Annotated in this window: 17 protein-coding genes and 1 pseudogene; 10 read left to right on the top strand and 8 right to left on the bottom strand. The window is 73.4% G+C overall.

Annotation, left to right across the window (positions count from 1 at the left end; genetic code table 11):
* Positions 1–162: 162 nt before the first annotated feature.
* Positions 163–1,545, bottom strand: a complete 1,383-nt coding sequence (lysA, locus tag ACFWZ5_RS17915) for a diaminopimelate decarboxylase (protein ID WP_384803977.1) — start codon at positions 1,543–1,545, stop codon at positions 163–165.
* A 111-nt stretch (positions 1,546–1,656) separates the two neighbouring features.
* A complete protein-coding gene (locus ACFWZ5_RS17910) occupies positions 1,657–2,103 on the bottom strand; it encodes an SAV_915 family protein (RefSeq protein WP_384803974.1) in 447 nt (148 codons plus the stop codon).
* A gap of 266 nt (positions 2,104–2,369) precedes the next feature.
* Here ACFWZ5_RS17910 and ACFWZ5_RS17905 point away from each other — a divergent pair.
* A pseudogene (locus ACFWZ5_RS17905) lies at positions 2,370–2,879 on the top strand (endonuclease/exonuclease/phosphatase family protein); the annotation flags it as partial.
* On the opposite strand, the gene ACFWZ5_RS17900 reads toward ACFWZ5_RS17905, so the two are convergent.
* From ACFWZ5_RS17900 to ACFWZ5_RS17890, 3 genes are all read right to left on the bottom strand, one after another.
* Positions 2,842–3,525, bottom strand: coding sequence for a response regulator (locus ACFWZ5_RS17900; RefSeq protein WP_384803971.1), 684 nt, complete (start codon positions 3,523–3,525; stop codon positions 2,842–2,844). The pseudogene ACFWZ5_RS17905 and the gene ACFWZ5_RS17900 overlap by 38 nt on opposite strands.
* Positions 3,526–3,779: 254 nt before the next feature.
* Complete coding sequence (locus tag ACFWZ5_RS17895) at positions 3,780–4,352, bottom strand: hypothetical protein (protein ID WP_384803968.1); 573 nt, start codon at positions 4,350–4,352, stop codon at positions 3,780–3,782.
* A gap of 938 nt (positions 4,353–5,290) precedes the next feature.
* Positions 5,291–6,793 carry a hypothetical protein gene (locus ACFWZ5_RS17890; RefSeq protein WP_384803965.1) on the bottom strand — a complete coding sequence of 501 codons (1,503 nt, stop codon included), beginning with the start codon at positions 6,791–6,793 and terminating at the stop codon, positions 5,291–5,293.
* 322 nt (positions 6,794–7,115) lie between these two features.
* On the opposite strand from ACFWZ5_RS17890, the gene kdpB reads away from it, so the two are divergent.
* The 7 genes from kdpB (at position 7,116) to ACFWZ5_RS17855 (ending at position 17,861) form a co-directional block, all read left to right on the top strand.
* Positions 7,116–9,290 (top strand): potassium-transporting ATPase subunit KdpB, encoded by a 2,175-nt coding sequence (kdpB, locus tag ACFWZ5_RS17885; protein WP_384803961.1) that lies wholly within the window; start codon positions 7,116–7,118, stop codon positions 9,288–9,290.
* Between the two features lie 340 nt (positions 9,291–9,630).
* Positions 9,631–10,440, top strand: a complete 810-nt coding sequence (locus tag ACFWZ5_RS17880; protein ID WP_384803958.1) for an SDR family NAD(P)-dependent oxidoreductase — start codon at positions 9,631–9,633, stop codon at positions 10,438–10,440.
* A 272-nt stretch (positions 10,441–10,712) separates the two neighbouring features.
* The gene (locus ACFWZ5_RS17875) at positions 10,713–11,534 is read left to right on the top strand and encodes a GNAT family N-acetyltransferase (protein ID WP_384796539.1); all 822 of its coding nucleotides are present in this window, start codon (positions 10,713–10,715) and stop codon (positions 11,532–11,534) included.
* 155 nt (positions 11,535–11,689) lie between these two features.
* Entirely contained in the window at positions 11,690–13,546 is a 1,857-nt protein-coding gene (gene mutA / locus ACFWZ5_RS17870) for a methylmalonyl-CoA mutase small subunit (protein WP_384796541.1), read from the top strand.
* The gene (gene scpA / locus ACFWZ5_RS17865; protein ID WP_384796543.1) at positions 13,543–15,747 is read left to right on the top strand and encodes a methylmalonyl-CoA mutase; all 2,205 of its coding nucleotides are present in this window, start codon (positions 13,543–13,545) and stop codon (positions 15,745–15,747) included. Before mutA ends, scpA begins: the two co-directional genes overlap by 4 nt.
* Before the next feature lie 12 nt (positions 15,748–15,759).
* Entirely contained in the window at positions 15,760–16,794 is a 1,035-nt protein-coding gene (gene meaB / locus ACFWZ5_RS17860; protein ID WP_384796545.1) for a methylmalonyl Co-A mutase-associated GTPase MeaB, read from the top strand.
* A complete protein-coding gene (locus ACFWZ5_RS17855; protein ID WP_384796547.1) occupies positions 16,791–17,861 on the top strand; it encodes an enoyl-CoA hydratase/isomerase family protein in 1,071 nt (356 codons plus the stop codon). The genes meaB and ACFWZ5_RS17855 overlap by 4 nt, the downstream gene beginning before the upstream one ends.
* On the opposite strand, the gene ACFWZ5_RS17850 is transcribed toward ACFWZ5_RS17855, so the two are convergent.
* The 3 genes from ACFWZ5_RS17850 to ACFWZ5_RS17840 are packed head-to-tail and all read right to left on the bottom strand — an operon-like array spanning position 17,858 to position 20,040.
* Positions 17,858–18,298: a hypothetical protein gene (locus ACFWZ5_RS17850; protein WP_384796549.1), complete on the bottom strand. Its 441-nt coding sequence runs from the start codon at positions 18,296–18,298 to the stop codon at positions 17,858–17,860. The two genes, ACFWZ5_RS17855 and ACFWZ5_RS17850, sit on opposite strands and share 4 nt — an antisense overlap.
* Positions 18,299–18,358: 60 nt before the next feature.
* A complete protein-coding gene (locus tag ACFWZ5_RS17845; protein ID WP_384796551.1) occupies positions 18,359–19,096 on the bottom strand; it encodes an ABC transporter permease in 738 nt (245 codons plus the stop codon).
* A 2-nt stretch (positions 19,097–19,098) separates the two neighbouring features.
* Complete coding sequence (locus tag ACFWZ5_RS17840; RefSeq protein ID WP_384796553.1) at positions 19,099–20,040, bottom strand: ABC transporter ATP-binding protein; 942 nt, start codon at positions 20,038–20,040, stop codon at positions 19,099–19,101.
* A 108-nt stretch (positions 20,041–20,148) separates the two neighbouring features.
* On the opposite strand from ACFWZ5_RS17840, the gene ACFWZ5_RS17835 reads away from it, so the two are divergent.
* Together ACFWZ5_RS17835 and ACFWZ5_RS17830 are read left to right on the top strand one after the other, a co-directional pair.
* Complete coding sequence (locus ACFWZ5_RS17835) at positions 20,149–21,387, top strand: sensor histidine kinase (RefSeq protein ID WP_384796555.1); 1,239 nt, start codon at positions 20,149–20,151, stop codon at positions 21,385–21,387.
* Between the two features lie 97 nt (positions 21,388–21,484).
* The gene (locus ACFWZ5_RS17830) at positions 21,485–22,153 is read left to right on the top strand and encodes a response regulator (protein ID WP_384796557.1); all 669 of its coding nucleotides are present in this window, start codon (positions 21,485–21,487) and stop codon (positions 22,151–22,153) included.
* Positions 22,154–22,291: the final 138 nt, after the last annotated feature.

Raw genomic sequence — 22,291 nt, 5'->3', positions numbered from 1 at the left:
CGCACCCGTGGCCCCCGCACCCGCCGCCCCCGCCGTTCCGGGGCTGTCCGGGCTCGACACCGCGGTCGGCCCTCGAGCCCCGCCCGCCGTCCGTCCTTGACAGCCCAGGTCGCCAGGGCGGTACCGCGCCGTCGCGGCACCGCGTCCGGGGGCGGGACGGGGCTAGAGCCCGACGTCCCGGCTGCGGATGTCCTCCAGGGACTCGCGCCGCACGAGGAGCCGCGCGTGGCCGTTCGCGACGGCGACCACGGGCGGGCGCCCGACGAGGTTGTAGCCGGAGGCCATCGACAGGTGGTACGCGCCCGCGACCGGCACGGCGAGCAGGTCCCCCGGCCGGATGTCACCGGGGAGCTCGATGTCGGACGCGAGCACGTCGCCCGCCTCGCAGTGCCGTCCGACGACGGTCACGGGCGCGGGTTCGGCCGCCGAGCTGCGGCCGACGAGGCGCGGCAGATAGCGCACTCCGTACAGCGCGGGGCGCGGGTTGTCGCTCATGCCGCCGTCGACGGCGACGAAGGTGCGGTCGCCGGTGCGCTTGACCGAAAGGACACGGTAGAGGGCGACGCCCGCGGGGCCCGCGATGGCCCGCCCCGGCTCGACGATCAGGCGGGGCACGGCGAGGCCGGCCGCCGCGCAGCTCTCGGCCAGCTCGGCCCGCACCTTGCGGGCGAGGGTGGTGATGTCGAGGGCGTCCTCGCCGGGCCGGTAGGCGATGCCGTGGCCGCCGCCGAGGTCCAGCTCGGGCAGCGTGATGCCGTGGTGGTCCTTGATGCGGGCCATCAGGCCGACGAGCCTGCGTACGGCGCACAGGAACGGCTTGTCCGTGGTGATCTGCGAGCCCAGGTGGCAGTGCAGGCCGACCAGTTCGAGGCCGGGCTGGTCCAGGATCCGGGCGATGGCGTGCTGCGCGGAGCCGTCGGTGATGGACAGGCCGAACTTCTGGTCCTCGGTGCCGGTGCGGATCTTGCTGTGGCCGCCCGCCGCGATGCCGGGCACCACACGGACGAGGACCTTCTGGCGGCTGCCCGACGGCACGGCCGCGGCGAGCCGCGCGATCTCCGAAGCGCTGTCGATGACGATGCGGCCGACGCCGAGCCGCAGCGCGGAGCGCAGGTCCTGGGGGCTCTTGGCGTTGCCGTGCAGCACGATGCGCTCGGCGGGGAAGCCGGTGGTGACGGCCAGTTCGAGCTCCCCCGCGGAGCACACGTCGAGGCCGAGGCCCTCCTCCGCGACCCAGTGCGCCATCGCGCGGCACAGGAACGCCTTGGCCGCGTACAGCACGTCGGTCTCCGGGAAGGCGTGCTGGTAGGTGCGGCAGCGGTCGCGTACGTCTGCTTCGTCCAGGAGATAGGCGGGGGTGCCGAACCGGTCGGCGACGTCCGTGAGCGGCACGCCGCCGACGGACAGGTCGCCGTGCGGGAGCTGCGCGGTGGTGTGGGGCCAGACGGCCAGGTCGGCGTCGGTCGCCGCCGGCACCGCCCCGGCGTGGCCGCCGGTCGCGGTGCGCGTGCGGTCGCCGGTCGCGGGGATGTCCGCAAGGGTCATGGCAAGCTTCTCTTTCCGCTGCGTCTTCGTGTTCCGCGTCGTCTCGACGTTCCGCGTCGTCGTCTTCGCGTTCCGCGTCGTCTTCACGTCGTACTCGTTCCGGTCCCGGCCTCAGCCGATCCAGGCGGTCAGGGCGCCGACCAGGGCGGCGGCCCCGGTGACCCGCAGCGCGCCCACGGCCTGCGGGTCCCACTCGCGCCAGCGGGAGGCGCCGCGCGAGGTGACGCCCCGCGGGGAGGTGGCCGCGGGGACTCCGGGCAGGGCTCCGGGCGCGTCACGGGCCAGGCGCGGGTCGACGGTGACGTGGGCGACGCCCAGCGGTTCGGTGAGGGCGCGCAGGGCCGGTTCGGAGAGCCGGATCCAGGGCTGCTGGGCGCCGAGCGCGGCGGTCAGGCGCGCTCGCGTGGTGAAGGCGACGGCGGTGCGGCCGCCGACGGGGGTGCGGAACAGGCGGGCGACGCAGCCCGCGGGTCCCGGCCGGACGGGGACGAACAGCGGTCCGGCCGGGCCGCGTTCAGAAGGCTCGGGGTCTTCGCCGCACACCAGCTGCTGGGTCATGGGAGTTCCTCCTTGAGGGGCCTGAAGCAGAGCCCCTCATCGGTCAGGCGGTCGCCGTGTGCCCCGAACGGGCACCGGGCACACGGTGACGTTATGCCCGGCACCGGGTGTCAACCGACCTGCCATGACGTGCCGTTGACGGCGAGGCGCCGCACGCTGACACTCTGCTGACGCGCGCCCTGGCCGACAGGCCCGGACGGATGAGGGCGCGGGTCCGGATCCTGACGTGAAATGTGTGGTGACGGTACGGGCCGCGGCGGCGGCGCCGGGCGGTTCTCGCCCTGCTGCGCGCGCAGCGGCCGGATGTGGTCGGCCTGCAGGAGGTGCGGCAGCGGGACGGCGAGAGCCTCGCGCGGTGGCTCGGGGACGCGCTGGGCCTGCACTGGACGCAGCAGCCGTCGCGCGCGCCCGAGTCGTGGCAGGCGCGGGTCAGCGACCCGGCGGTCGGCTTCGGCAACGCGGTGCTCAGCCACCAACCGATCGCGGGGGGGGAGGGGCAGCTGCCCACGCCGGGCGGCCCCGACGACGGGTGGGCCGCCCTGTACGCCCGCATCGCGGCGCCCGGCCATGACGTGCCGTTCTTCACCGCGCATCTCACCGCGCACCCGCACACGTCGGCGGTGCGCCGGGCGCAGGTCGCGGCGCTCGCCCGCTGCGCCGCCGAGCACCGGGGCGGCACGCCGGTGGTCACCGATCCGGCGGCCGACGGCTGCGGAGCTGAGGGCTCGACGCCCTGCGTCAGCCCTCGAAGCGGTAGCCCATCCCCGGCGCAGTGATCAGGTGGCGGGGGTGTGCGGGGTCCGTCTCCAGCTTGCGGCGCAGCTGGGCCATGTAGACGCGCAGATAGTTGGTTCGCGTGCCGTGCGAGGGGCCCCACACCTCGCCGAGCAGCTGCTGCTGGCTGACAAGGCGGCCCCGGTGGCGTATCAGGACCTCCAGGAGGTGCCACTCCGTCGGGGTGAGCCGCACGGCGCGCCCGTCCCGTAAGGCCTTCTTGGCGAGCAGGTCCAGGGTGAAACCGTCCGTCTCCACGACCGCGGAGGTCTCCCCGCGGTCCTCGGTGCGCGTCCTGCGGGCCGCGGCCCGCAGCCGGGCGAGGAGCTCGTCCATGCTGAACGGCTTGGTGATGTAGTCGTCGGCGCCCGCGTCGAGCGCCGCGACCTTCTCGTCGGAGGCGTGGCGGGCGGACACGACGAGGATCGGCGCCCGGCTGAAACCGCGCAGCCACCGGATCACGTCGATGCCGTCCATGTCGGGCAGCCCGAGATCCAGGAGGACCACGTCGGGCGGGCGCGCCGCCGCGAGACGCTGGGCCGTGGCCCCGTCGACGGCCGCGTCCACCTCGTACTTGCGTGCCTTGAGGTTGATCTCCAGGGCCCGTACGAGTTGCGGGTCGTCCTCGACCACCAGCACCCGGGTCATCGGTGTGCCGCCTCCTACCGTGCGTGCGGGCCGGACTCACAAAGGAGCGGAACGGGCCCACTTAATTAGTGCGGTCCTGTGAAGCAAAGCGCCCACCAGCGCGTTCGCCGCCGCTCTTGACGTCTCTCATACGGAAGGCGCGAGGGCGTTGACGTCTCTCTTACGTTCTGGCCATACCTCGCGCGCGATCGTGCCGGAACGTCACTCCTGGCCGGTCCGCGCGCCGTCGTCGCGCAGCGGCTGCACGCCCGTCATCAGCACGTCCAGGCCGCGCCGCGTCGTCGCGAGCACCACCCGGTCCCCCGCGCGCAGGACGCGGCCGTGCGGCGGGCGCCAGTCGAAGCCCGGCCCGTCCAACCGCAGGGCGCCCAGGGTGTCTTGAGGGCCGGGGCGGGCCGCCGTGGCACAGCTGCCGGACGAAGGACGGCGCGGCGAGCGCGGACACGCTGCGAGTGGGTCTCCCCTGCTCGAACGAAGTTGAGAGCTTGGGGAAGCGTGAGGGCGCGGGGGCAGGAGGCGCGCAGGGTGCGCGAGACGGTGGCGGCGAAGTCGTCGTCGTGCAGGCGCATCACGACCCGTACGTCAGGGTTGGCCTCGCGCGCGGCCGGGTCGCGTTCGACGGCGACCACGGGGTGCTGGGTGGTGCCGAGTTGGGCGAGGACACGCGTGCCGACCTTGTCGAGGCCGACGACGATGTGGTCCGCCAGGTCGGCGGCGGGCGGATGGCTCGCGGTGGCGGCGCGGAACGCGTCGGTCGCGTGCATGGCCGCGGCCACCGCGAGCGGCAGCACCGCGAGCCCGACGAAGCCGGCGACGAGCTGGAGCAACCTTCCCCAAGCTCTCCACTACGTTCGAGCAGGGGAGGCTCCACCCCGGGCGTCTCGTCCGTCGCCGGGTCACCCATGGTGAAGACGTCGAGCAGCGGTAGGTACACGGCCTGCCACGCGGGCACGGGCTCGACGAGACAGGTCGCGCAGGCGAGCACGATCGCGACGGCGGCGAGGGCGACCACCACGGCCCGTATCTCGCGCGAGACGCACACGTGCCACGGCAGGTGGGTGAACTGCCGGTGGTACGAGGTGTGGGTGTCCGGGAGCAGCCGGGTGCCGTCGGCGCCCGGGGTCCCGGCGCTGTCCTCGCTGCGGGGATCGTCCTCGTGGGTGCCGGAGAGCCCGGCGAGGGTGGCCAGGTCGGTGGGGTGCGGGGCGCACCGGCCGGGCGTACGACGCCACGGAACACCTTGCCGTCGACCTGGAGAGTGTGGCCGGAGCCGAGCGCGGCGGCGGACACCAGCTCCGGCACGGCGGTGTCGACGCCGGATTGACGGAGCGAGCGAGCAGGGCCGCAGTCATGTTGGTCTGGTCGTCGCCGTGGACGAGCGCGAGCGCCTCGGCACGGTCGACGCCCTTCCCCAAGCTCTCAGCTACGTTCGAGCAGGGGAGGCCCCACGCGCGCAGGGTCGCCTCGTCGGGGCGTGCCGACACGGTGAGCTCGACGGGCGAGCGCGGGTCGCGGTGCAGCGTGGCGATCCGCGCGCCGTACGCGTCGCGCCGGGACGGCAGGACGACGGTGACGGCCTCGCCGCACACCGAGTCGAGCTCCGTGGCGATGCGGTGCGCGAGGGAGTCGTCTCCACAGATCACCATGTGCTGGGACCGGGCACCGAGAGTCGGCCGCAGGTGGCTGGTTGACGCGTTCAGAAATCATCGATGTCCGGTGCGGCACGGGAGGTTCCTGGGCGGGCGCCGAGGTGGCGTCAAGGACGTCAGCGGAACTCCGCGAGCCGCGGGCGCAGCCCGAGCACCGCGCACAGCGCCGCCGCCGCGAAGGCGCCCCCCGCCCCGGCCGGCGGCCCGGACACCAGGTTCCGGCCGTCGTCGGCCGCCCGGTCGAAGTGCGCCTGGTTGATGCCGGTCACCCGCTTCAACGCCCGGTCGAGGGCCAGGAAGTGGGAGTTGGACGTGCCGTCCTGCCAGCTGATGCAGAAGTCCACGGCGGCGCGCTCGCGCCCCTGCCCGATCAGGCGCCGGATCGTGCGGTCGTCGCGCTGGTAGACGGCGTACGCCCGCACCGCGGCCTCGGCCGCCGCGCGTTCACCGGGGAAGGTGATGTTGTCGAGCTCGCGCCGGAACTCGCCGGTGAACCGCAGGTCCTTCCGGTCCGACCGGTAGGCGCCCCAGGTCTCGTCGAGCCGGGCGTCGTAGTCGGACAGCGTCGTGCCCGCGATCCCGTACAGCTTCTGGGACTTGGTGAAGAAGGAGCGCTGGTACCGGTCGCGCCGCTCCTTCATCAGCAGGTATCTGCTCTCGTCGGCGTTCGCGTCGTAGACCGTCGCGTGGGCGCGGGAGAGGGCGACGACGGAGTCGAAGGCGTCGCGCCGTGCGACCCGCAGCTCCTGCGACGAGGAGGCGAGCAGCTGGCAGCCCAGGGCGAGGCCGGTGAGCGCGCACAGCGTCGCGGCCGCGAGGCCCGGGTTGAGCACGCGCCGGAAGCGGCGCGCCAGATACCACTGGAGTCCGGCGAGGACCGCGAGAAGCAGCGCACCCAGCGTGACGGCCGCGAGCAGCTCGCCCGTGAGGCGGGAGCGCGCGGCGTCGTAGTGCCGCTCGTACGCGGTGTCGTTCGCGGCGACCAAAGCGCGCGCCTGCGGCAGGAGTCTCCGGTCGAGGAGGTCGGTCGCGGTGCGGTAGTCCTCGACGGCGGCGGCCTTGCCGCCCTTGCGGCCGTCGTTCTCCAGGGCGCGGCCGACGCGTTCCTGGTAGCGGACGAAGTCCTCGGTCAGCGTCTCGACGGTGCGGGCGGCGGCGCGGTCGTGCTGCGCGGCGACGGAAAGCGTACGCAAAGCCGTGCTGATGGTGTGCCGCGAGGCGTCGTAGCCCTCGACGGCCTTGTCGTACGGGACGCGGAGGCGTCCTGCGCCCGCGTCGCCGTTGGCCAGGAGCAGGTTGGCCACCTGGGCGTCCATGTCGTTGAGCGCGAGGTTCAGGCGTGCCGCGCTGATCGTGCGCGGCGCGTCGCGGCCGGCCGTGCTGTCCCAGGCGCCGAGCGCGGCGAGACCCGCCGTGCCGAGGAGCGCGGTGAGGGCCGCGAGGAGCAGCAGGACCGCGGCGCGCAGCAGCTTGAGGCGCGCCGGGGTGGTGGCCCACAGGCGTCGTAACGCCCTTGCGGCTTTGGAGAGTTGCGGACGCCCCGGCCGCGGCCCCCCTCGTGGCCGCGGTCCGGGACGTCCGTTCGGACGGACGGGCGATTCGTGATGTGTCGTGGGCACAGCCCCGGCCCCCGCATCTGGACTGTGCGTGCTGCCGGCGGTGATCGTCACGCGCCCTCCAACCTCACATCACGGACTCGTACGTCCGTTCCCCCGTGGTGATCAGTCTTGGTCCGGTTCCGGCCACTTCCGGCTTCGTTGACGCCCCCCTGATGCGTCATCAGGCCTTCTTGACGAGGGCTTGACGCGGGTTCGGGACGCCCTGTCAGAGGGTCGTCAATTCCCTGCTGCGAAGGTGAACCGGGAGGTCTCCCGCGGCTACTTTCCTGTGCGCGCGGCCGCGCTCCGTGGCCGATCCCCCACCAGAAAGTCACCTTCACCGATGCTTCCCGCCGCCCCGCAGCAGGCTCCGACGCCCACCGAGAGCCCGTCGTCCGGGCGCAGTCCGGGGCCGGTCCCCGGGCACCGACGGCGCGTCCGCCCCGGCGGTCTCGTCGACCCCGTACAGCTCCTCAAGTCGTTCCCGGACGCCCTCCACAAGCTGCGTCCGCGCGCCCTGGTCAAGAACCCCGTCCTGTTCGTCGTGGCGTGCGGCGCGGCCTTGACCACCGGCTCCGCGCTGCTCGACCCGTCCGTGTTCGCCTGGGTCATCAGCTGCTGGCTGTGGCTCACCGTGATCTTCGCGAACCTCGCGGAGGCGGTCGCGGAGGGCCGCGGCAAGGCGCAGGCGCTCGCGCTGCGCAAGGCCCGCACCGACACGGTCGCGCTGCGCCTGCGCCACAACTGGCGCGTGGGCATGACGGCCGCCGAGATCGACACGGCGGAGACGGAGGCGGTCGCCGCCACCGAACTGCGGCCCTTCGACTTCGTCCTCGTCGAGGCGGGCGAGCTGATCCCGGCCGACGGCGACGTGGTCGACGGGGTCGCGGCGGTCGACGAGTCCGCCGTCACGGGCGAGTCGGCGCCGGTCATCCGCGAGTCGGGCGGCGACCGCAGCGGCGTCACGGGCGGTACGACGGTCCTCTCCGACCGCATCGTCGTCCGGGTCACCTCGCGCGCGGGGCACTCCTTCCTCGACCGGATGATCTCGCTGGTCGAGGGCGCGTCCCGGCAGAAGACACCGAACGAGATCGCCCTGAACATCCTGCTCGCGGCGCTCACGTTCATCTTCGTCCTGATCGTCGTGGCCCTCCAGCCGATGGCCTCGTACGCCGACGCCGAGCAGAGCACCACCGTGCTCATCGCGCTCCTGGTGACCCTGATCCCGACCACGATCGGCGCGCTGCTCTCCGCGATCGGCATCGCGGGCATGGACCGGCTCGTCCAGCGCAACGTGCTCGCCATGTCGGGCCGCGCCGTGGAGGCGGCGGGCGACGTGAACACGCTGCTCCTCGACAAGACGGGCACCATCACGCTCGGCAACCGCGAGGCGGACGCGTTCATCCCGCTGCCCGGCGTCGACGAGCTGCACCTCGCTGACGCCGCGCAGCTGTCGTCGCTCGCCGACGAGACGCCGGAGGGCCGCTCCGTCGTCGTCCACGCCAAGAACAAGTACGGCCTGCGCGCCCCCGCCCAGGGCGACCTCGCGAACGCGCAGTTCGTGGAGTTCACCGCGCAGACCCGGATGAGCGGCATCGATCTGCGCTGGGACAACGGCGCGAGCTGCGCCATCCGCAAGGGCGCCGCCGCCCAGGTCATCGACTGGGTGCGGCTGCGCGGCGGCCAGGTGCCGCCGCAGGCGCAGATGTTCGCCGACTCGATCGCCGACGCGGGCGGCACGCCGCTGCTCGTCGCGGTGCACGACTGGGACGGGCCGCGCGTCCTGGGGGTCGTGCACCTCAAGGACGTCGTCAAGGACGGCATCCGCGAGCGGTTCGCCGAGCTGCGCCGCATGGGCATCCGCACCGTCATGATCACCGGCGACAACGCGCTCACGGCGCGCGCCATCGCCCGGGAGGCGGGCGTCGACGACTTCCTCGCGGAGGCGACGCCGGAGGACAAGCTCGCCCTGATCAAGAAGGAGCAGGAGGGCGGCAAGCTCGTCGCGATGACGGGCGACGGCACCAACGACGCGCCCGCGCTCGCGCAGGCCGACGTCGGCGTCGCGATGAACACCGGCACCTCGGCCGCCAAGGAGGCCGGGAACATGGTCGACCTGGACTCCAACCCGACGAAGCTCATCGACATCGTCGAGATCGGCAAGCAGCTCCTCATCACGCGCGGCGCCCTGACGACGTTCTCGATCACGAACGACGTCGCGAAGTACTTCGCCATCATCCCGGCGATGTTCACGAGCGCGTACCCGGGCCTCGAAGCCCTCAACATCATGGGCCTGCACAGCCCCAAGTCCGCGATCACGTCGGCGATCATCTTCAACGCCCTGATCATCGTCGCGCTGATCCCGCTGGCGCTGCGCGGCGTCCGCTACGTGCCCGCGTCCGCGCACGACCTGCTGCGGCGCAACCTCGCGCTGTACGGGCTCGGCGGGCTCGTCCTGCCGTTCCTCGGCATCAAGCTGATCGACCTGCTGATCTCCACGGTGCCCGGGCTCGGCTGACGGTTCGTCAGCCCTGCACCGGCCCGGCCCTGATGCCGCCCGCGTCCCACCGGACACCCGCGGCATCAGGGCCCCGTCAAGGACCGTCAGCACCACTTGAAGCCCTGCTCACCGGCCCGTTAGATGGACGACGTGAACAGCTCCGTGCGCCATGACGACCGGCCGCCTCATACGGCGGTGCCGGTCCTGCGCCCTGTTCACCCGACGGTGCGCTGACGCCGCACCGCACCCTCCCCTGCCGTGACCGGCGCTCCTGACGGGCGCGCACGGCCTTTTCGTATCGCATGCCGCGGCCCCCGCCGGGGGCTGCCCCGGCCTGCCCTGACACAGGAACACACTCATGTCTTCTGCCTCACTGTCCGGTCGCACCGCCCTGGTGACCGGCGCCACCTCGGGAATCGGCTTCGAGACGGCCCGGCTCCTCGCCGAGCGCGGGGTCACCGTGCTCGTGCACGGCCGCACCGCCGACGAGGCCCAGGCCGCGGTCGACAAGCTCATCGCCACGGCCGGCGTCGACGCCGCGCGCCTGTGCGCGTTCGCCGCCGACTTCACCCACCTCGAAGAGGTCGAGCGGCTGGCCCAGCGCGTCGTCGCCGAACACCCGCACCTGGACGTCCTGGTGAACAACGCGGGCATCGCCGCCCCCGAGCGGCACACCGTCACCGCCGACGGCAACGAGATCGCCTTCCAGGTGAACTTCCTCGCGCACTTCCTCCTCACCAGCCTCCTCGAGCCCGCGCTCACCAGCGAGCCGGGCGGCCGCGTCGTCAACGTGTCGTCGTCCCTGCACCGCACCGGCTCGATCCAGTGGAGCGACCCGAACCGCGCCCGCCGCTACTCGCGCCTGGCCGCCTACGCCCAGTCGCAGCTGGCCCTCACGGTCTTCGCCGCCGACCCGCGCGTGACCGCGGTGTCCGTGCACCCCGGCGTGTGCGACACGGCGCTCCTGCCGCTGTACGCCCACGAAGGCACGTCGGCCGCCGAGGGCGCGACGCACGTGGTGCGCCTGTGCGACCCGGCCACGGAGATCGTCAACGGCGCGTACTACGACCGCGCGGAGCGCGTCGAGCCCGCCGCGGCCGCCAAGGAGGACCGCACCGTGAAGCGCCTCAACAAGCTCGCGGGACTGCTGGTCGGCCACACCGCTTGAAGCACACCCACCCCACCACCTGAAGGGAGGCGCCCTTCTCTATGTCGAAGCGCGCACGCAAGAAGAAGGCACGCCGCAAGAAGAAGGCCAACCACGGCAACAAGGCGTGCGGCGGCTAGCCGCCCGCTCCACCCCCAGCGGTGTGGTCCTCCGCCCGGAGGACCACACCGCTGACCGCTTTGACGCCCCCGCTCGTTGACTCTTGGAGACCTTGACTCCTGGAGCTCGACTCCCGGAGACCTCGACTCCCGGAAACCCAGGAGGACCGTTCCATGATTCCGCTCGCGCCGCACCACCTGCCCGCCCCCTCCCCCTGGTTCCCCGCCGGAGCCCCCGGGAGCGCCGCCCTGCCCGAGCACGTCGCCGCCCTCCCCGAGCGGGCCCGCGCGAGCGGCACCGGCCAGTGGTGGGCCGACCGCCTGGACGCGCCGCGCGCCGTCGCCGTGTCGTGTGCCGGTCACATCCTGCTGCACGGCGACCCCCGGGCCGTGTCGCCCGCGGGGCTCGCGCCGTTCGCGCTGAGCCATGTGGAGGCCCCGGCCCGCTTCCTGCCGGTGCTCGGCGCCGCCTTCGAGCGCATCGTGCCCACGGAGCGCATGGTGTACGTCCACCGCGAGCACGTCGCCGCGCCGCGGCCGCCGCGCGGGGTGCGGGTGCGCCGCGCCACCGCCGACGACGCCCGCGCGTTCACCGGGATGTGGCCCGAGTCCGGCTGGATCCACGACAGTTGGGGCGGTCCCGCGGGGCTCGCCGCGTCCGGGCGCGCCGTCGCCGCCTTCGACCGCGCGGGCCGGATCGTCTCCGTCGCCTGCGCCTACTTCGCGGGCACGGCGTACGAGGACGTGGCCGTGGCCACCGCGCCCGAGCACCGCCGCAAGGGGCTCGCGCACGCGTGCGTGGCGGCACTCACCGAGGACATCGCGGCACGCGGCCGCACCGCGAGCTGGTCCTGCGCCCGCGACAACCGCCCCAGCCGCCTCCTCGCCTGGACCACGGGCTTCCGCCTGGAGCGCGAGTACACCCGGTACGTGACGGGCGCGCCCGCACAACGGCCGCTGCCCGCCCCGCGACGCTCGGCGAAAGCACCGGCCTGACGGCCCGCGCAACCCCTCTCGACCCCACTTCGAAACCCTCTTGATTACCGGCTAGTAATAACCGTCCGCCCGTCCGAGTTCAAGACTGTTCCGAAGAGTGCAAGGTCACAGCCCCGCCCCGGCACGGGGTAGGGAATCGGCCCTAGCATCGGAGCATGACGGTCCTGCCTGACGACGGGCTTTCGCTGGCCGCCGAGTTCCCTGATGCGACCCATGAGCAGTGGCAGCGCCTGGTGGAAGGCGTCCTGCGGAAGTCGGGTAAGGACGTATCGGGGGCGGCGGCCGAGGAGGCGCTGTCCACCGCTCTTGAGGACGGGCTCAGCACCCGGCCCCTGTACACCGCACACGACGCCGTGGCCGACGTGGGCCACCCCGGCTTCGCCCCCTTCGTCCGGGGCGGTTCCGCCGCGGGCGGCGCCGCGACGGGCTGGGACGTACGACAGCGGCACGCGACGCGCGACCCCGGGCGGACGAACGAGTCGGTCCTCGCCGACCTGGAGAACGGCGTCACGTCGCTGTGGCTCACCCTCGGCCCCGACGCGCTCCCCGTCTCCGGCCTGGAGCGGGCCCTCGACGGCGTCTACCTCGACCTGGCCCCGGTGGTGCTCGACGCGGGTGCCGGATACGAGGACGCCGCCCGTGAGCTGCTCCGCCTGATCGACGCGGCGGGCGTCGCCAAGGACGCGGCCCGCGGCGATCTCGGCGCCGACCCGCTGGCGTACGAGGCGCGCACGGGCACGGAGTTGGACGCCGAGGCCGCCGTCGACCTGGCGCGCCTGTGTGCCCGCGAATACCCGGGCCTGCGCGCCCTGACGGTGGACGCGCTGCCGTACCACGAGGCGGGCGGCTCGGCCGCACAGGAGCTGGGCGCCTCGCTCGCGACGGGCGTCGCCTATCTGCGCCTGCTCACCGACGCGGGGCTCTCGCTCCGGGCGGCCTGCGCGCAGCTGGAGTTCCGGTACGCGGCCACCGCCGACCAGTTCCTCACCATCGCCAAGCTCCGTGCGGCGCGGCGCCTTTGGGCGCGGGTCGCCGAGGCGAGCGGCGACGCGGACGCGGGCGCGCAGCGTCAGCACGCGGTGACGTCGCCGGTGATGATGACGCGCCGCGACCCGTGGGTGAACATGCTGCGCACGACGGTGGCCTGTCTGAGCGCGGGCGTCGGCGGCGCCGACGCGGTCACGGTGCTGCCGTTCGACCACGCGCTCGGCCTGCCGGACGCGTTCGCACGCCGCATCGCCCGCAACACGTCGACGATCCTCCTTGAGGAGTCCCACCTGGCGCGGGTCATCGATCCGGCGGGCGGCTCCTGGTACGTGGAGCGGCTCACCGCCGAACTGGCGCAGGCCGCCTGGGACTTCTTCCAGGAGATCGAGCGCGCGGGCGGCCAGGCGGCGGCCCTGCGCTCCGGACTGCTCGGCGAGCGCCTCGCGGCGACGTGGGCCGAGCGGACCGGCAAGCTGGCCAAGCGGCGCGAGCCGATCACCGGCGTCAGCGAGTTCCCGAACCTCGCCGAGCAGCCCCTGGAGCGCGAGCCCGCACCGGCCGGACCCACGGGCGGCCTGCCGCGCGTGCGCCGCGACGAGGCGTACGAGGCGCTGCGCGCCCGTTCGGACGCCCATCTCGCGGCGACCGGCGCCCGGCCCAAGGTGTTCCTGGCCGCGCTCGGCCCGGCCGCCGCGCACACCGCGCGGGCCTCGTTCGCGTCGAACCTCTTCCAGGCGGGCGGCATCGAGGCCGTGCACGACCCGGTGTCCGTGGACGCGGCCACCGTCGCCGACGCCTTCAAGGCGAGCGGCGCCACGATCGCGTGCCTGTGTTCGAGCGACGCGCTGTACGCCGAGGAGGCCGCGCAGGTCGCCACCGCTCTGCGGGCGGCGGGCGCCGGGCGTGTCTCGCTGGCGGGACGGCCCGGCGACTACGGCCCGGATGTGGATACGTACGTCTTCGCAGGCTGCGACGCCGTGGCCGTGCTCTCCTCCACCCTCGACCTCATGGGAGTGGCGCCATGACGATCCCCGACTTCTCCGGCGTCGGCCTGGAGCCGGACGCGGCCCCGCGGGGCTCCGCGGACGAGTGGCGCGCCGCGGTCGAGGCGGCCACCGGCAAGGACGCCGACGACCTGCTCTGGGAGACCCCGGAGAACATCGCCGTCAAGCCGCTGTACACCGGCGCCGACCTGGAGGGCCTGGACTTCCTCGGCACGTACCCGGGCATCGCCCCGTACCTGCGCGGCCCGTACCCGACGATGTACGTCAACCAGCCCTGGACGATCCGGCAGTACGCGGGCTTCTCCACGGCCGAGGAGTCCAACGCCTTCTACCGCCGCAACCTCGCGGCCGGCCAGAAGGGCCTTTCGGTGGCCTTCGACCTGCCGACGCACCGCGGCTACGACAGCGACCACCCGCGCGTGACCGGCGACGTCGGCATGGCGGGCGTCGCCATCGACTCGATCTACGACATGCGTCAGCTGTTCGACGGCATTCCGCTGGACCGGATGACGGTGTCGATGACGATGAACGGCGCGGTGCTTCCCGTACTCGCGCTGTACATCGTGGCCGCCGAGGAGCAGGGCGTGCCGCCGGAGAAGCTGGCGGGGACCATCCAGAACGACATCCTCAAGGAGTTCATGGTCCGCAATACGTACATCTATCCGCCGAAGCCCTCGATGCGGATCATCTCCGACATCTTCTCGTACACCTCGCAGAAGATGCCTCGCTACAACTCCATCTCGATCTCCGGCTACCACATCCAGGAGGCGGGCGCGACGGCCGACCTGGAGCTGGCCTACACGCTCGCGGACGGCGTGGAGTACCTGCGGGCGGGCCGGGACGCGGGCCTGGACGTGGACGCGTTCGCGCCGCGGCTCTCGTTCTTCTGGGCGATCGGCATGAACTTCTTCATGGAGGTCGCCAAGCTGCGCGCGGCGCGCCTGCTGTGGGCGAAGCTGGTCAAGCAGTTCGACCCGCGGAACGCCAAGTCCCTGTCGCTGCGCACCCATTCGCAGACCTCCGGCTGGTCGCTGACCGCGCAGGACGTCTTCAACAACGTGACGCGCACGTGCGTGGAGGCGATGGCGGCCACCCAGGGCCACACCCAGTCGCTGCACACGAACGCCCTGGACGAGGCGCTCGCGCTGCCCACCGACTTCTCCGCGCGCATCGCCCGCAACACCCAGCTGCTCATCCAGCAGGAGTCGGGCACCTGCCGCGTCATCGACCCGTGGGGCGGCAGCGCGTACGTGGAGCGCCTTACGTACGACCTGGCGCGCCGCGCCTGGCAGCACATCCAGGAGGTCGAGGCGGCGGGCGGCATGGCACAGGCCATCGACGCCGGCATCCCGAAGCTGCGCGTCGAGGAGGCCGCGGCCCGCACGCAGGCCCGCATCGACTCCGGGCGGCAGCCCGTGATCGGCGTGAACAAGTACCGGGTCGACAGCGACGAGCAGATCGAGGTCCTGAAGGTCGACAACTCGTCGGTGCGCGCCCAGCAGATCGACAAGCTGCGGCGCCTGCGCGAGGAGCGTGACGACGCGGTGTGCCAGGACGCGCTCGCCAGGCTCACCGCGGCGGCCGCCGCGTCCGGCTCGGGCCCCGGGCTCGAAGGCAACCTCCTCGCGCTCGCCGTCGACGCGGCCCGCGCGAAGGCGACGGTCGGCGAGATCTCGGACGCCCTGGAGAAGGCGTACGGACGGCACGCGGGCCAGATCCGTACGATCTCCGGTGTGTACCGCACCGAAGCAGGCCAGTCGCCGTCCGTGGAGCGCACCCGCGCGCTCGTCGCGTCCTTCGAGGAGGCCGAGGGCCGCCGCCCGCGCATCCTGGTCGCCAAGATGGGCCAGGACGGCCACGACCGCGGCCAGAAAGTGATCGCGACCGCCTTCGCCGACCTGGGCTTCGACGTCGACGTGGGCCCGCTGTTCCAGACGCCCGCGGAGGTCGCGCGGCAGGCCGTCGAGGCGGACGTGCACATCGTGGGCGTGTCGTCGCTCGCGGCCGGGCATCTGACGCTGGTCCCTGCGCTGCGCGAGGAGCTGGCCGCGGAGGGCCGCGAGGACATCATGATCGTCGTGGGCGGCGTGATCCCGCCGCAGGACGTGCCGACGCTCCTGGAGATGGGCGCCACGGCGGTGTTCCCGCCGGGCACGGTGATCCCGGACGCGGCGTACGACCTGGTGCGGCGGCTCGCCGCCGACCTCGGCCACGAGCTGTGAGCCGCTGAGCCGATGGCACCGAGGATCGATCTCGACGCTTACGTGAAGGGCGTGCTCGACGGGAAGCGCGCGCACATCGCGCGCGCGATCACGCTCGTGGAGTCCACCAAGCCCGAACACCGGGCCCTCGCGCAGGAGTTGCTCACGCGGCTGCTTCCGCACTCGGGGCAGGCCCGGCGCATCGGCATCAGCGGGGTGCCGGGCGTCGGCAAGTCGACGTTCATCGACGCGCTCGGCACGATGCTGACGTCGCTCGGCCACCGGGTCGCGGTGCTCGCCGTCGACCCGTCGTCGTCGCGGACGGGCGGCTCCATCCTGGGCGACAAGACCCGCATGGAGCGCCTGTCGGTGGACCCGATGGCGTTCATCCGCCCCTCCCCCACGGCCGGGACGCTCGGCGGGGTCGCCAAGGCCACCCGCGAGTCCATCGTGGTGATGGAGGCGGCGGGCTATGACGTGGTGCTCGTGGAGACCGTCGGCGTCGGCCAGTCGGAGACGGCCGTGGCGAACATGGTCGACACGTTCCTGCTGCTCACTCTCGCCCGCACCGGCGACCAGCTCCAGGGCATCAAGAAGGGCGTCCTTGAACTGGCCGACGTGATCGCGGTCAACAAGGCGGACGGCCCGCACGAGCGGGACGCCCGCTCGGCGGCACGCGAACTGGCGGGCGCTCTGCGTCTGATGCACGGTAAGGATGCCGCGTGGACCCCGCCGGTGCTGAGTTGCAGCGCCCGCGAGGGCTCCGGCCTCGACACCCTCTGGGACCGCCTCGAACAGCACCGGACGCTGCTCGACTCCACCGGCCGCCTCGCCGCCAAGCGCCGCGACCAGCAGGTCGACTGGACGTGGACGATGGTGCGCGACGAGCTCCTGGGACGGCTGCACGCCCACCCGGAGGTGCGGCGGCTCGCGCCCGGCCTGGAGCGGGGGGTGCGGGAGGGGACGGTGACGGCGACGACGGCGGCGGAGCGGATCCTGGCGGCGTTCCAGGACGCCGTCGCACCCGCGCAGGACGGCACACACCACAAGGACGGAACCGCTCAGTGAGTCACGCCACCCCACCGGTCCTGACGCGCGTCGAAGGCCGCGCGGGGCACATCGTCCTGAACCGGCCGCGCGCCCTGAACGCCCTCGACCACACCATGGTCCGCATCGTCGACGAGGCGCTCACCGCGTGGGAGCGGGACGACTCCGTGGCGACGGTCGTCGTGACCGGCGCCGGTGAGCGCGGCCTGTGCGCGGGCGGCGACATCCGGGCCGTGCGGGACGACGTCCTCGCGGGCGGCGGCGCGGCGTCGGCCGCGTTCTGGCACGACGAGTACCTGCTCAACGCCCGCATCGCGCGCTACGCGAAGCCGTACGTCGCCGTGATGGACGGGTTCGTCATGGGGGGCGGCGTCGGGATCTCCGCCCACGGCGACGTACGGATCGTCACCGAGCGGTCCCAGGTGGCCATGCCGGAGACGATCATCGGCTTCGTACCGGACGTCGGCGGCACGTATCTGCTGTCGCGCGCGCCCGGCGAGCTGGGCACGCATCTGGCCCTGACCGGCGGGTCCGCGGGCGCGGGCGACGCGCTGCTGTGCGGGCTCGCCGATCACTTCGTGCCGTCGTCGCGCCTCGCGGGCTTCACCGCGGCACTCGCTGACGCGGCCGTGCCGGACGTGCTGGCCGACTTCGCGCGGCCCGCGCCCGAGGGCGAGCTCGCCGACGCCCGCGCGTGGATCGACTTCTGCTACGCGGCCGACTCCGTGGAGGAGATCGTCGACCGGCTGCAGTCGTGCGGCGAGCGCGCGGCGAAGGAGACGGCGGAGACCCTCCTCTCGCGCTCCCCCACGTCGCTGAAGGTCACGCTCGCCGCGCTGCGCCGGGCCCGTGCGCTCGGCTCCCTCGAAGAGGTCCTCCGCCAGGAGTACCGCGTGTCGTGCGCCGCGCTCACCACGCCGGACTTTCCCGAGGGCGTCCGCGCCCAGGTCGTCGACAAGGACCGCAGGCCGCAGTGGTCGCCGGCGCGCCTCTCCGACGTGTCCGAGGCGGATGTGGCGCGCTTCTTCCTGCCGTCCCCGTACGGGGAGTTGAAGCTTCCGACGGCGGACGACCGGGACAGGCCCTAGGGCGGGTCGACCTCCGTCACCACCGCGAGGAGCTGCAGCGCGCCCCGCTCCGGCCAGCGGGCGACGCCGAGGGCTATCCAGTGCTCTTCGGCCCGCCACAGGTGGACGTCGGGGACGGTCTCGCTGACCGACGCCCACGGCTCGGGGATGTCCTCGAAGCCGGCCACGGCGCGCGCGAGGACACCGGCGAGGCTGAAGACCTGCGGCTCGCCCCAGCGTCCTGCCAGGAGCACCGTGAGGGCGTCGCGCTCGGCCTCGTACTGGAGCTCCGTGTCGTCGCGTGCCGTGCCGTCGTCGTCCTCGGCCGTCTCGTACGTCCGTAACTCCGCGATGTGGAATCCGGGTCCGGCACGGCCTGCGTCGGACCTGCCGTGCGCCGCGGGGAATCCCCGGGCGCGCAGCAGGTCGATCGTCGCGATGTCCTCCGCGCTGCTCATGCGATCCAGTAAAGCGGCCACCACTGACAATCAGTCACCACTTCCGGGAGCAGCCCGTCGTCACGCGTCCCGGCGCCGCACCGCCCACCAGCCCGCGAGCAGCGACGCCGCCGTCCACGCCGCCGTCACCGCGAGCCCCGTCCAGGGCCCGAGCGTCCCGGTCGGGTCTTCGTGCAGCACCTGCTGGCCGGCCCTGTCGGGCAGGAACTGCGCCGCGCCGCCCGCGACGTCCCCGACGACGAAGGAGACGATCAGGATGAACGGGATGAGCACGCTGAGCACGGCGACGCCGCTGCGCAGCACCGCGGTCAGGCCCGCGGCGAACAGCGCCATCAGCGCCAGGTAGACGCCCCCGCCGACGCACGCGCGCACCGCCCCCGGGTGGCCGAGCCCGATCGCGTACTCCCCCAGGAAGGCCTGGCCCGCAAGGAACGCGCCGAAGCAGGTGACAAGGCCCACGACGAGGGCCGCGGCCCCGAGCACGGCGGTCTTCGCACCGTAGAAGAGCCCGCGCCGCGGGACGGCGGCCAGGGAGATCCGCAGGGCCCCGTTGACGTACTCGGAGCTGACGGCCGTCGTGCCGAAGCTGATGGCGGCTATCTGGCCGAAGTTGAGGGCGTAGAAGGCGCCGAAGACGGGTTCGGCGTCGGCGTTGTCGGCCTCGGCCCTGCCGACCGTGGCGAACACGAGCACCGTGAGGGCGAGGGTCGCCACGAACACGGCGAGCAGCGAAACGACGCTCGCCCGCAGCGTCCTGATCTTGATCCACTCGGAGTGGAGCACGGCGCTTGTCGACATGGTCAGGCCTCCTGGGAGTGCTGAAGGGGCTGGGGCGCGGTGGCGGCGAACTCGGCGTCACCCGAGGTGAGCGCCAGGTAGGCCTGTTCCAAGGAGGCCTCCTCGTCGGCCAGTTCGAGGATCGGGATGCCTTCGCGGGCGGCGAGGGCGCCGATCTCCTCGGCGCGGGCGCCGTCGACGGTCCACCGGCCGCCGTCGCCTCCGGTCAGCTCGTGCCCCGCGCGGGCAACGGCGGCCCGCAGGCGTGCCGGGTCGGTGGTGCGGGCCCGTACCCGGGGGCTGCTGTGGTCCGCGATGAAGTCCCGCATCGAGGTGTCCGCGAGGAGCCTGCCCCGGCCGAGGACCACCAGGTGGTCGGCGAACGTCGCGGTCTCGTTCATGAGGTGGCTGGAGACGAGCACGGTGCGGCCCTCGCGGGCGAGACCCCGCATCAGCTCGCGGATCCAGATGATGCCCTCGGGGTCGAGGCCGTTGGACGGCTCGTCCAGGAGCACCACGGCCGGGTCGCCGAGCAGCGCGGCCGCGATGCCGAGGCGCTGGCGCATGCCGAGGGAGAACGTCTTGATCCGCTTGCCCGCGACCGCGGCGAGCCCCGCCTCCTCCAGGACCTCGTCGACGCGGCGCGGCGCGATGCGGTTGCCGACGGCCAGCGCGAGCAGGTGGTTGCGTGCGGTGCGGGAGCCGTGGGCCGCCTGCGCGTCGAGCAGGGCGCCGACCTGGCGGAGCGGTTCGTCGTACGACGCGTAGGGGCGGCCGCCGACGGTGGCGGTGCCGGAGGTGGGCCGGTCGAGGCCGAGCACGAGCCGCAACGTGGTGGACTTTCCCGCCCCGTTGGGGCCGAGGAATCCGGTGACGCTGCCGGGGCGGACGCTGAACGTCAGGTCGTCGACCGCGCGCCTCGTGCCGTACTCCTTGGTGAGCTCCTGTACATCGATGCTGGTCATGGGGCAAGCCTCGCGGCGCGGGCGGGAGCGGGGCCTCCCCCGTCCGTGGAAACCGTCTCCCCCATGAGGGGGAGCCGTGCCCGGCGCGGGTGCTGGCACGATGACGGCATGCCCCGCTTCCTGCGACCGCTCACCCGTGCGGTCACGTACACCCGCTGGCTGCACGTGCTCATCGGCGCCGTCGCCGGGTTGGCGTGCGCGCTGGTCTTCGGAGTGGAGGGCGCGGGCGTTCTCCACTGGGTGGTGGGGTTCTTCGTCCTCCCGGTGCCCCTGGTGGTCGTGGCCGGGCTCGTGCCCGCGATGCGCCGGGCCGAGGGACTGCAGGCGCGGCTGATGCTGTTTCCCGGTGCCCACGCGCGCGTGGCGGCCGGTACGGACGGCGAGGAGCACGCCGACCCCGGTGTGTCGGTCATGCCGTCGGCGTCCTGGAACGACCGGGGCCGCACGGCGCTGTGGCTTGTGCTGCGCGTGGAGGCGGGGGCCGCCATGGGCTTCGCTTCGACGCATCTCATCGGCCAGTCGCTGGCGCTGATCGGTGCGACGGCGCAGGAGACGACCACGGATCCGGCTCTGTTCCTCCCGGACCTCGCGGACGGCCCCTGGTGGGCGGACGCGCTCCTGGTGCCCGTACCGCTCCTGGTGCTCCTCGGTCTCGTCGTGGTGGTGGGCCACCTCATGGCCGCGGCCGCCCGCCGTCTCCTCGGCCCCTCGCCCGCCCAGCGCCTCGCCGCCCTGGAGGAGCGCACCGAGCAGCTCCTTGAGCGCAACCGCATCGCCCGCGAACTGCACGACTCCATCGGGCACGCCCTGACGGTCGCCGTCGTGCAGGCGGGCGCCGCGCGGGCCGCCGCGGACCGGGAGTTCACCGACCGCGCCCTGGAGGCCATCGAGGAGACGGGCCGCGACGCACTGGAGGACCTGGAGCGGGTGCTCCGCGTGCTGCGGGAGGACGGCGGGCCCGCCCACGCGCGGCCCACGCTCGCCGACGCCGACCGGCTCCTGGACTCCGCGCGCACGTCGGGGGCCACGGTCGACGCCGAGGTGACGGGCCCGCTGGACGCCCTGCCGGGGCCGGTGTCCCGGGAGGGCTACCGCATGCTCCAGGAGGCGCTGACGAACGTGCTGCGGCACGCGGGCCCCGTACCCGTCCGCGTGCGCGTCGCCGCCTCCGGCCGGCAGCTCACCCTCGACGTGCGCAACGCGCTGCCGCAGGGGGCGCCGGCGACCGGGCGCGGCGGCAGCGGCCTGCGCGGCATCCGGGAGCGGGCCGTGCTTCTGGGCGGCCGCGCCGACACGGGACCGCACGACGGCGAGTGGCGCGTGCGCGCCGAGCTGCCCCTGCGCTGACGGTCGGCGAGCCGCCCCCGCGCCGACCATCGCCGAGCCGCCCCCGCACTGACCGGTCGGGACGCCCGTGCGAAGGGCCGTGATCTAGGCTGGCCGGATGCCCCTGACCGTCCTGCTCGTCGACGACGAGCCCCTCGTCCGCGCCGGTCTGCGCGCCGTCCTGGAGGCGCAGCCCGACATCGAGGTCGTCGGCGAGGCGGCCGACGGCGCCGCGGTGATCCCCCTGGTGCGGCAACTGCGGCCGGACGTGGTCGCCATGGACGTACGGATGCCGCTCCTCGACGGCATCGAGGCCACCCGCGCGGTGCTGCGCACGGTGCCCGAGCCGCCCAAGATCGTGGTGATCACGACCTTCGAGAACGACGAGTACGTGTACGAGGCGCTGCGCGCGGGAGCCGACGGGTTCCTGCTGAAGCGGGCCAGGCCCGCGGAGATCGTGCACGCGGTGCGGCTCGTGGCCGAGGGCGAGTCGCTGCTGTTCCCGGCCGCGGTGCGGCGCCTCGCGGGCGCGCACGGGGAGCGGGACACCGGGGACGCCAAGGCCGCCAGGGCGGCGTTCGACCGGGCCGCGCTGACGGGGCGCGAGGAGGAGGTCCTGCGCCTGATGGCGCGCGGCCTGTCGAACGCGGAGATCGCCGACCGTCTCATCGTCGGCACCGAGACCGTCAAGTCGCATGTGAGCGCGGTCCTGGCGAAGCTCGGCGCACGGGACCGGACGCAGGCCGTCATCGCCGCGTACGAGTCCGGGTTCGTGGCGCCGGGATGAAGCGCGGCACGAGGTGCGGAACAAGGTACGGAACGAGCTGCGGAATGTGTGCGTCCGGGGCCGGTCGGCCTGATCGGCACTCGCCTCGATCAGCGGCTTCCGAGTACCATCCGCCCATCATGCGCATGGGACGGAAGG

Source organism: Streptomyces sp. NPDC059003 (assembly GCF_042740445.1).
GTDB lineage: Bacteria > Actinomycetota > Actinomycetes > Streptomycetales > Streptomycetaceae > Streptomyces.
This window is presented reverse-complemented; position numbering and strand designations above follow the sequence as displayed.

Coding starts and splice junctions, on each gene's coding strand:
- mutA (WP_384796541.1), top strand. CDS start 11,690: ATGACGGTCCTGCCTGACGACGGGCTTTCGCTGGCCGCCGAGTTCCCT.
- ACFWZ5_RS17875 (WP_384796539.1), top strand. CDS start 10,713: ATGATTCCGCTCGCGCCGCACCACCTGCCCGCCCCCTCCCCCTGGTTC.
- ACFWZ5_RS17835 (WP_384796555.1), top strand. CDS start 20,149: ATGCCCCGCTTCCTGCGACCGCTCACCCGTGCGGTCACGTACACCCGC.
- lysA (WP_384803977.1), bottom strand. CDS start 1,545: ATGACCCTTGCGGACATCCCCGCGACCGGCGACCGCACGCGCACCGCG.
- ACFWZ5_RS17900 (WP_384803971.1), bottom strand. CDS start 3,525: ATGACCCGGGTGCTGGTGGTCGAGGACGACCCGCAACTCGTACGGGCC.
- kdpB (WP_384803961.1), top strand. CDS start 7,116: ATGCTTCCCGCCGCCCCGCAGCAGGCTCCGACGCCCACCGAGAGCCCG.
- meaB (WP_384796545.1), top strand. CDS start 15,760: ATGGCACCGAGGATCGATCTCGACGCTTACGTGAAGGGCGTGCTCGAC.
- ACFWZ5_RS17830 (WP_384796557.1), top strand. CDS start 21,485: ATGCCCCTGACCGTCCTGCTCGTCGACGACGAGCCCCTCGTCCGCGCC.
- scpA (WP_384796543.1), top strand. CDS start 13,543: ATGACGATCCCCGACTTCTCCGGCGTCGGCCTGGAGCCGGACGCGGCC.
- ACFWZ5_RS17910 (WP_384803974.1), bottom strand. CDS start 2,103: ATGACCCAGCAGCTGGTGTGCGGCGAAGACCCCGAGCCTTCTGAACGC.
- ACFWZ5_RS17845 (WP_384796551.1), bottom strand. CDS start 19,096: ATGTCGACAAGCGCCGTGCTCCACTCCGAGTGGATCAAGATCAGGACG.
- ACFWZ5_RS17880 (WP_384803958.1), top strand. CDS start 9,631: ATGTCTTCTGCCTCACTGTCCGGTCGCACCGCCCTGGTGACCGGCGCC.
- ACFWZ5_RS17850 (WP_384796549.1), bottom strand. CDS start 18,298: ATGAGCAGCGCGGAGGACATCGCGACGATCGACCTGCTGCGCGCCCGG.
- ACFWZ5_RS17840 (WP_384796553.1), bottom strand. CDS start 20,040: ATGACCAGCATCGATGTACAGGAGCTCACCAAGGAGTACGGCACGAGG.